Here is a 3358-nt window from a genome sequence, read left to right on the forward strand (position 1 = left end):
GTTCCCCGAGGTGCGCCGGGTGCCCTCCCCCGCGGGGACCGGGCCCTCACCGGCGTCCGCGGCGCCCCCGTCGGGCGAGCGGCCCGCCGGGGCGGGCCTGGCGGCCGGGCACGGGCTGTCGCCGCGGCTGGCGCGGGCGCTGCCTCCGGCGCCGGACCCGGAGCTGCTGGCGCGGACGCTGGCGGAGCTGGAGCGGATGGTGGGCCTGGATCCGGTGAAGGAGCAGGTGCGGGCGATGTCCGCGCAGCTGCGGATGGCGCGGCTGCGCTCGGGCCAGGGGCTGCCGGTGCAGCCGCCGAAGCGGCACTTCGTGTTCTCCGGGCCCTCGGGCACGGGCAAGACGACGGTGGCGCGGATCCTGGGGCGGATCTTCCACGCGCTGGGCGTGCTCAGCCACGACCGGTTGATCGAGGCTCAACGGGCCGACCTCGTCGGGGAGTTCCTGGGGCAGACGGCCGTGAAGGCGAACCGGCTCATCGACTCGGCCCTGGGCGGGGTGCTGTTCATCGACGAGGCGTACAGCCTGGTCCACACCGGCTACAGCAAGGGCGACGCGTACGGGGACGAGGCGCTCCAGGTGCTGCTGAAGCGGGCGGAGGACAGCCGCGAGCACCTGGTGGTGATCCTGGCCGGCTACCCGGCGGGGATGGACCGGCTGCTGTCGGCCAACCCCGGGCTGAGCTCGCGGTTCTCGGCGCGCGTGGAGTTCCCCAGCTACCAGCCCGCGGAGCTGACGGCGATCGGCGAGCTGCTGGCGGCGGAGCACGGCGACGCCTGGGACGCCGAGGCGCTGGAGGAGCTGCGCAGCATCGGCGAGCACGTGGTCGGCGAGGGGTGGATCGACGAGTTGGGGAACGGGCGGTTCCTGCGCACGCTGTACGAGTCGAGCTGCGCGTTCCGGGACATGCGCCTGTCGGAGGCGGCCTCGGCGCCGACGCGGCAGGAGCTGGCGACGCTGCGGCTGCCCGACCTGATGCAGGCGTACGGCGAGGTGCTCGCCGGGCGGGGCGGGCGGCAGGAGGAGGACGACGAGCTGCCGCCGCTGGCGTGGGGCCGCGGCGGGGGGCGCGGCGCGGTCCGCGCTAGCGGGCGGTCGGCGGGGAGGCGGTGCCGTGGGCCTCGGCCAGGGCGCGCAGGGTGCGGGCGTCGGCGAGGGCGCGCCGCCGCGAGACGCCGGGCTGGACGGCCATCACCGGCAGCACGGTGCCGTCGGCGAGGTCGAGGGTGACCCACGGGTCGCCGGGGCGCAGCGTCACGCGCACGACCTCGGCCCAGGCGAGGCGGCGGGTGGTGGTGAGGTTGACGACCGTCACGCCGTCCAGGTCGGCCACCGCCCTGGGGCGGCTGAGCAGTGCCAGCACGCCCCACACGAGCAGGCCGGCGGCCGAGACCAGGGCCCGTTCGCCCAGGCTCCAGCTGATCGCGCCGCCCGCCGGGAGGAGGGCGGCGATCAGGGTGAGGACGGCGAAGACGACGGCGCCGATGGCCATCAGCACGACGCGGGTGACCACCGGGCGGATCGTCAGGGGAAGCGGCGGCAGCGCGGGCGTGCCCGCCGGTTCGCGCGCGCCCTCCCGGGGCGTGGTCACAGGCGGGCGGCGTGGATGCCGGTGGACAGGATGGCGCGGGCGCCGAGGTCGTAGAGCTCGTCCATGATCCGCTGGGCGTCCTGGACGGGGACCATCGAGCGGACGGCGACCCAGCCCTTGTCGTGCAGCGGGGAGACGGTGGGCGATTCGAGCCCCGGGGTGAGGGCCACGGCCTTGTCGACCAGCTCGGCGCGGATGTCGTAGTCCATCATCACGTAGCGGCGGGCGACCAGGACGCCCTGGAGGCGGCGCAGGAACTGCCGCACCTTGGCCTCCTGGGAGCTGTCCCCCGGGCGGCGGATGACGACGGCCTCGGAGTCCAGGATGGGGTCGCCGATGATCTCGAGGCCGGCGTTGCGCAGGGTGGTCCCGGTCTCCACCACGTCGGCGATGACCTCGGCGACGCCCAGCTGGATGGCGGTCTCGACCGCCCCGTCCAGGTGGACGACGGAGGCGTCCACGCCGTGGTCGGCGAGGTGCTTGGCGACGACCCCGGCGAAGGAGGTCGCGACGGTCAGCCCGCCGAACTCCGCGACCTCCGTGACGGTGCCGGGGCGCGTCGCGTAGCGGAGGGTGGAGGCGGCGAAGCCGAGCTGCATGATCTCCTCGGCGTGCGCCCCCGAGTCGAGCAGGAGGTCCCGCCCGGTGATGCCGATGTCGAGGCGGCCCGAGCCCACGTAGACGGCGATGTCGCGGGGGCGCAGGTAGAAGAACTCGACCTGGTTCTCCACGTCTATGAGGACCAGCTCGCGGCGGTCCTTGCGCTGCCGGTAGCCCGCCTCATGGAGCATCGCCGCCGCCGGCTCCGAGAGGGACCCCTTGTTGGGAACGGCGATGCGCAGCATGGCTCCAGGCTTTCTCGTGCGGGTGCGGTGGGGCCGCCCGGGCCGTCCGGAGGGTGACGGCCGAACGGGTCAGAGGTGAGCGTATACGTCGTCGAGGGAGATGCCGCGGGCCACCATCATCACCTGGAGGTGGTAGAGCAGCTGCGAGATCTCCTCGGCGGTGCGGTCGGCGCCCTCGTGCTCGGCCGCCATCCACACCTCCGCGGCCTCTTCGACGACCTTCTTGCCGATGGCATGGACCCCGGACGCGACCAGCTCGGCGGTCCTGGAGGTGCGCGGGTCGCCCGTGGCGGCCTTCTGCTGAAGCTCGGCGAAGAGCTCGTCGAATGTCTTGTTGGCCATGGTCCTCTTACCCTACGGCCTGACCCGAGTGGCTCAGCGCGCGGGCTCCGGCACCGCGCGCAGCACGGCGGCGGTGGCGACGGCGGCCGTGACCGCCTCGTGGCCCTTGTCCTCCGAGGAGCCGGGCAGGCCGGCGCGGTCGAGCGCCTGGCGCTCGGTGTCGCAGGTGAGCACGCCGAAGCCCACCGGGACCCCGGTGTCGACGCCGACCTGGGTGAGGCCCTGGGTCACGCCCTGGCAGACGTAGTCGAAGTGCGGGGTGCCGCCGCGGATGACGACGCCGAGGGCGACGACGGCGTCGTAGCCGCGTCCGGCCAGGACGCGGGCGGCGACGGGCAGTTCGAAGCTGCCGGGGACGCGGACCACGGTGGGCTCGGGGACGGCGAGCTCGTCCAGGGCGCGCATCGCGCCGTCGAGAAGCCCGTTCATCACCGTCTGGTGCCACTGGGCCGCGACCACCGCGACCCGCAGGTCGGCTCCGTCGGTCACGCTCAGCTCGGGAGCGCCGTTGCCGCTCACGCTGTCTCCTTCGTTCGGGTTTCGGGGTTCGGGGGAGGTAGGGGAGGTGGAGGGCTCGTGGGT

4 protein-coding genes and 1 pseudogene are annotated in these 3358 nt (G+C 74.3%); 1 reads left to right on the plus strand and 4 read right to left on the minus strand.

Translation table 11 applies throughout. The features are described 5' to 3' along the window. Positions 1 to 1228 (plus strand): AAA family ATPase (locus ADY01_RS34235; RefSeq protein ID WP_324613473.1); only part of this gene is annotated, 1228 nt, incomplete at its 5' end. On the opposite strand, the pseudogene ADY01_RS41685 reads toward ADY01_RS34235, so the two are convergent. From ADY01_RS41685 to ribH, 4 genes and pseudogenes are all read right to left on the minus strand, one after another. Next, a pseudogene (locus tag ADY01_RS41685) lies at positions 1191 to 1490 on the minus strand (PH domain-containing protein); the annotation flags it as partial. The gene ADY01_RS34235 and the pseudogene ADY01_RS41685 overlap by 38 nt on opposite strands. 95 nt (positions 1491 to 1585) lie before the next feature. Then, positions 1586 to 2434, minus strand: a complete 849-nt coding sequence (gene hisG, locus ADY01_RS34245; protein ID WP_049580677.1) for an ATP phosphoribosyltransferase — start codon at positions 2432 to 2434, stop codon at positions 1586 to 1588. Positions 2435 to 2503: 69 nt separating this feature from the next. After that, on the minus strand, positions 2504 to 2776 hold the full coding sequence (locus ADY01_RS34250) for a phosphoribosyl-ATP diphosphatase (protein WP_049580678.1): 273 nt from the start codon (positions 2774 to 2776) through the stop codon (positions 2504 to 2506). A gap of 33 nt (positions 2777 to 2809) precedes the next feature. Continuing rightward, entirely contained in the window at positions 2810 to 3295 is a 486-nt protein-coding gene (ribH, locus tag ADY01_RS34255) for a 6,7-dimethyl-8-ribityllumazine synthase (protein ID WP_049580679.1), read from the minus strand. Positions 3296 to 3358: the final 63 nt, after the last annotated feature.

This window comes from Streptomyces sp. SBT349 (genome assembly GCF_001083795.1).
Taxonomy (GTDB): domain Bacteria; phylum Actinomycetota; class Actinomycetes; order Streptomycetales; family Streptomycetaceae; genus Streptomyces.

Coding starts and splice junctions, on each gene's coding strand:
- hisG (WP_049580677.1), bottom strand. CDS start 2,434: ATGCTGCGCATCGCCGTTCCCAACAAGGGGTCCCTCTCGGAGCCGGCG.
- ADY01_RS34250 (WP_049580678.1), bottom strand. CDS start 2,776: ATGGCCAACAAGACATTCGACGAGCTCTTCGCCGAGCTTCAGCAGAAG.